Raw genomic sequence first — 5,735 nt, 5'->3', positions numbered from 1 at the left:
TTTTACGGCGTTCCCCTCGGGTTTCGGGCTTTGCGCTCCGAGTCCCCGCGCCCGTTGGGGCGTTGCCCGTGCCATCGATGGCACGGGCAAAGGGCGGAGCGTGGGTGCCAAAAGCGCGCCGACCCAGGTAAGGGTCGGGGCGTCCTCGGGAAAAAAACGGGGGCGTAAAGCCCATAGAATAAGGGAGTTAAAAAGGGGCGGAAAAATAAACCGAAAAATAACCGGAAAAAGCTTGCGCGGAACGGAAAAAGGGGGCTATATTTGCACCCGCTAAGAAAGGCCGCGGCCACGGAGGCGACGTTCACGGGTGGTTTTTTTGCACGCAGGAGAAGGTTCTGAAAAAAAACCTGAAAAAAAAGCGAAAACTATTTGCGGGATAAAAAAAGGGTCTTATATTTGCACCCGCTTAGCAAGGAAACGAGCTGGGGAAGAAAAGGAACAAGTTCATAGACATATTGAATTGACAGCGTAAGGCCGGCACTGGAAACGGTGCCGGCCGACAAAGAGAACAGACCATTTTGAGTACTGGGGATTCCGATCAGCCGTTAAAAAAAGGCCTGGTGCGCGGAGCGTAAAGCTCGGTGCCCGGTGCCTGCAAAAATCAACGATGAAGAGTTTGATCCTGGCTCAGGATGAACGCTAGCGGCAGGCCTAACACATGCAAGTCGAGGGGTAGAGATTGCTTGCAATCTTGAGACCGGCGCACGGGTGCGTAACGCGTATACAATCTGCCTCTTACCGCGGGATAGCCCAGGGAAACTTGGATTAACACCGCATGGCATCCGGCCACCGCATGGCGGCTGGATTAAAGGTTACGGTAAGAGATGAGTATGCGTCCTATTAGCTAGATGGTAAGGTAACGGCTTACCATGGCGACGATAGGTAGGGGCCCTGAGAGGGGGATCCCCCACACTGGTACTGAGACACGGACCAGACTCCTACGGGAGGCAGCAGTGAGGAATATTGGACAATGGGCGCAAGCCTGATCCAGCCATGCCGCGTGCAGGAAGACGGCCCTATGGGTTGTAAACTGCTTTTGTACGGGAAGAAACACCACTACGCGTAGTGGCTTGACGGTACCGTAAGAATAAGGATCGGCTAACTCCGTGCCAGCAGCCGCGGTAATACGGAGGATCCAAGCGTTATCCGGAATCATTGGGTTTAAAGGGTCCGTAGGTGGACGATTAAGTCAGGGGTGAAATCTTGCAGCTCAACTGTAAAATTGCCCTTGATACTGGTTGTCTTGAATCATTGTGAAGTGGTTAGAATATGTAGTGTAGCGGTGAAATGCATAGATATTACATAGAATACCGATTGCGAAGGCAGATCACTAACGGTGCATTGACACTGATGGACGAAAGCGTGGGGAGCGAACAGGATTAGATACCCTGGTAGTCCACGCCGTAAACGATGGATACTAGCTGTCCGGCGCAAGCTGGGTGGCTAAGCGAAAGTGATAAGTATCCCACCTGGGGAGTACGTTCGCAAGAATGAAACTCAAAGGAATTGACGGGGGCCCGCACAAGCGGTGGAGCATGTGGTTTAATTCGATGATACGCGAGGAACCTTACCAGGGCTTAAATGTAGGTTGCATTGGGTGGAGATACCCATTTCTTCGGACCATCTACAAGGTGCTGCATGGTTGTCGTCAGCTCGTGCCGTGAGGTGTCAGGTTAAGTCCTATAACGAGCGCAACCCCTGTTGTTAGTTGCCAGCGAGTGATGTCGGGAACTCTAGCAAGACTGCCGGTGCAAACCGTGAGGAAGGTGGGGATGACGTCAAATCATCACGGCCCTTACGTCCTGGGCTACACACGTGCTACAATGGTGGGGACAGAGAGCAGCCACTGGGCGACCAGGAGCGAATCTATAAACCCCATCACAGTTCGGATCGGAGTCTGCAACTCGACTCCGTGAAGCTGGAATCGCTAGTAATCGCATATCAGCCATGATGCGGTGAATACGTTCCCGGGCCTTGTACACACCGCCCGTCAAGCCATGGAAGCTGGGAGTGCCTGAAGTCCGTCACCGCAAGGAGCGGCCTAGGGTAAAATCGGTAACTAGGGCTAAGTCGTAACAAGGTAGCCGTACCGGAAGGTGCGGCTGGAACACCTCCTTTCTAGAGAAAGACGACCGAGAGGAAGCAAAAAAACCAAGAAAAGAGTAGTTTGTTCTCATTGCTGTTAATTTAACATATAAAGTCACCAGTCAACGGTGGATCGGTAACAATAAAATGTTATTGAAAACTGAAAACTAACGGCTATAAACAGTCTCATAGCTCAGCTGGTTAGAGCGCTACACTGATAATGTAGAGGTCGGCAGTTCGAGTCTGCCTGGGACTACAAATTCAAGTTATGAATTCAGAGTCCTGAGTTCAGAGTTGAAGAAAAAAAAATAATTTCTCCGGAAATTAACGTTCATCAAAAATAAAAAAGGAAATTTTAGAAGTTGGGTTTGTTGCGAGTTTAACCACTCATAACTCATAACTAATAACTCATGACTAATAAAATGGGGGATTAGCTCAGCTGGCTAGAGCGCTACGCTTGCACCGTAGAGGTCATCGGTTCGACTCCGATATTCTCCACTATCCCCACCTAGCCTCCCCAAAGGGGAGGAAGTTGGAATGCCAACTCTCCCCCTTTGGGGGAGCTGGAGGGGGAAAACGTTCATTGACATATTGAAAAAAGATACATGAAAATTAAGATCAGATTCGTCTGATTTTAAATAATAATTTAGGTTGATTGGAGTCACATCGAGCGATATCCAATTAATCAAAGAAACGTTTGATTTATGAGGTGCAGGAAAGGTTGATTGGTATTGATATTGATTAAATGGACTGAAAATCATAGATTGAATAGTGACTCATTAAAAAAGCAAAAAGTACAATAAGCTAAACAAGGGCGCATGGGGAATGCCTAGGCTCTCAGAGGCGAAGAAGGACGTGATAAGCTGCGAAAAGCTGCGGGGACGGGCACACACCGATTGATCCGCAGATATCCGAATGGGGCAACCCACCATGTTGAAGACATGGTATCCGCAAGGAGGCAAACCCGGGGAACTGAAACATCTAAGTACCCGGAGGAGAAGAAAACAAAAGTGATTCCGTAAGTAGTGGCGAGCGAACGCGGATTAGCCCAAACCAGCCCCGTTACGGCGGGCCTGGGGTTGTAGGACCACGGCATTGGAGGCAGGATGAACTAGAACCCTTTGGAAAGAGGGGCCAGAGACGGTGATAGCCCGGTATAGGCAAAGAATGCGGACATAGTGGTATCCTGAGTAGTGCGGGGCACGTGAAACCCTGTATGAAACAGTCGGGACCATCCGATAAGGCTAAATACTCCTGAGAGACCGATAGTGAACCAGTACCGTGAGGGAAAGGTGAAAAGAACCCTGAATAAGGGAGTGAAACAGAACCTGAAACCATGCGCCTACAAGCGGTCGGAGCCCTTTAGTGGGGTGACGGCGTGCCTTTTGCATAATGAGCCTACGAGTTACCGTTGCCAGCGAGGTTAAGTGGTTAAGCCACGGATCCGTAGCGAAAGCGAGTCTGAACAGGGCGCTTTAGTTGGTAGCGGTAGACGCGAAACCGTGTGATCTACCCATGGGCAGGCTGAAGCTGTAGTAACATACAGTGGAGGGCCGAACCGGTTGACGTTGAAAAGTCTTCGGATGACCTGTGGGTAGGGGTGAAAGGCCAATCAAACTCGGAAATAGCTCGTACTCCCCGAAATGCATTTAGGTGCAGCGTTGATTTATAGTTCTGTAGAGGTAGAGCTACTGATTGGATGCGGGGGCTTCACCGCCTACCAATTCCTGACAAACTCCGAATGCTACAGAATGATGGTCAGCAGTGAGGGCATGGGTGCTAAGGTCCATGTCCGAGAGGGAAAGAACCCAGACCATCGGCTAAGGTCCCCAAATGTATGTTAAGTTGAAATAACGAGGTTGAACTGCTTAGACAGCTAGGATGTTGGCTTGGAAGCAGCCATTCATTTAAAGAGTGCGTAACAGCTCACTAGTCGAGCGGTTCGGCATGGATAATAATCGGGCATAAACATACTACCGAAGCCATGGACTTATAGCAATATAAGTGGTAGGGGAGCATTGTAGTGTCGTCGAAGGTGTGGTGTGAGCCATGCTGGAGAAGCTACAAAAGAAAATGTAGGCATAAGTAACGATAATGCGGGCGAGAAACCCGCACACCGAAAGACTAAGGTTTCCTCAGCTATGCTAATCAGCTGAGGGTCAGTCGGGGCCTAACGCGAACCCGAAAGGGGCAGTGGATGGACAACGGGTTAATATTCCCGTACCCGCTCTCAACAAAAGTGACGGAGGCGTGGATCTGGTGCGTACTGACGGAATAGTACGTTGAAGCGAGCGGTAACGCCGCGATAGTACACTGAGGCTCCGGCCAAGGTGATAACCCAGAGTAGCGACTTCCAAGAAAAGCGAGAGAAGCGGCCCGTACCCTAAACCGACACAGGTAGTTGGGATGAGAATTCTAAGGTGCTCGAGAGATTCATGGCTAAGGAATTAGGCAAAATAGACCCGTAACTTCGGGAGAAGGGTCGCCCCGAACTTGTTTCGGGGCCGCAGTGAAAAGGTCCAGGCGACTGTTTATCAAAAACACAGGGCTATGCTAAATCGAAAGATGACGTATATGGCCTGACACCTGCCCGGTGCTGGAAGGTTAAGTGGAGGGCTTAGGGGCAACCCGAAGGTCTTAAATGAAGCCCCAGTAAACGGCGGCCGTAACTATAACGGTCCTAAGGTAGCGAAATTCCTTGTCGGGTAAGTTCCGACCTGCACGAATGGTGCAACGATCTGGACACTGTCTCAGCCATGAGCTCGGTGAAATTGTAGTATCGGTGAAGATGCCGATTACCCGCTGTGGGACGAAAAGACCCCGTGCACCTTTACTATAGCTTAGTATTGGTTTTGGACAAGTAATGTGTAGGATAGGTGGGAGACTTCGAGCCGGGTTCGCCAGGATTCGGGGAGTCATTGTTGAAATACCACCCTTTGCTTGTCTAGAGTCTAACCCTTGGACAAAGGGGACAGTGCTTGGTGGGTAGTTTGACTGGGGTGGTCGCCTCCAAAAGAGTAACGGAGGCTTCTAAAGGTACCCTCAGCACGCTTGGTAACCGTGCGCAGAGTGCAATGGCATAAGGGTGCTTGACTGAGAGACCTACAAGTCGATCAGGTTGGAAACAAGAGCATAGTGATCCGGTGGTTCCGCATGGAAGGGCCATCGCTCAAAGGATAAAAGGTACGCCGGGGATAACAGGCTGATCTCCCCCAAGAGCTCATATCGACGGGGGGGTTTGGCACCTCGATGTCGGCTCGTCACATCCTGGGGCTGGAGAAGGTCCCAAGGGTTGGGCTGTTCGCCCATTAAAGTGGCACGCGAGCTGGGTTCAGAACGTCGTGAGACAGTTCGGTCTCTATCTACAGTGGGCGCTAGAAATTTGAGTGGATCTGACTCTAGTACGAGAGGACCGAGTTGGACCAACCTCTGGTGTACCAGTTGTTCCGCCAGGAGCACTGCTGGGTAGCTACGTTGGGAAGGGATAAGCGCTGAAAGCATATAAGCGCGAAACCCACCACAAGATGAGATTTCTTTAAAGGGCCGTGGGAGATGACCACGTCGATAGGCCACAGGTGTAAGGGCAGCAATGTCGTAGCCGAGTGGTACTAATAGCCCATAGGCTTATTGTACGCCTGTTTTTTTATAAG

Annotated in this window: 1 protein-coding gene, 2 tRNA genes and 2 rRNA genes; all 5 read left to right on the top strand. The window is 50.6% G+C overall.

The annotated features are described in order from the left end of the window. Window positions 1–274: hypothetical protein (locus GQO80_RS15815; RefSeq protein WP_198037813.1), on the top strand; the 274-nt coding region annotated here is incomplete at its 5' end. 330 nt (window positions 275–604) lie between these two features. Further along, a 16S ribosomal RNA gene (locus GQO80_RS15570) occupies window positions 605–2,118 on the top strand. Window positions 2,119–2,267: 149 nt separating this feature from the next. Then, a tRNA-Ile gene (locus tag GQO80_RS15565) sits at window positions 2,268–2,341 on the top strand. Between the two features lie 168 nt (window positions 2,342–2,509). Further along, window positions 2,510–2,583: transfer RNA gene (locus GQO80_RS15560), tRNA-Ala, on the top strand. A 299-nt stretch (window positions 2,584–2,882) separates the two neighbouring features. Continuing rightward, window positions 2,883–5,717, top strand: a 23S ribosomal RNA gene (locus GQO80_RS15555). Together the 16S and 23S rRNA genes with 2 tRNA genes alongside form the textbook arrangement of a ribosomal RNA operon. Window positions 5,718–5,735: the final 18 nt, after the last annotated feature.

Origin of the sequence: Mariniflexile maritimum (genome assembly GCF_009746565.1) — a bacterium.
Taxonomy (GTDB): Bacteria; Bacteroidota; Bacteroidia; order Flavobacteriales; family Flavobacteriaceae; genus Mariniflexile; species Mariniflexile maritimum.
This window is presented reverse-complemented; position numbering and strand designations above follow the sequence as displayed.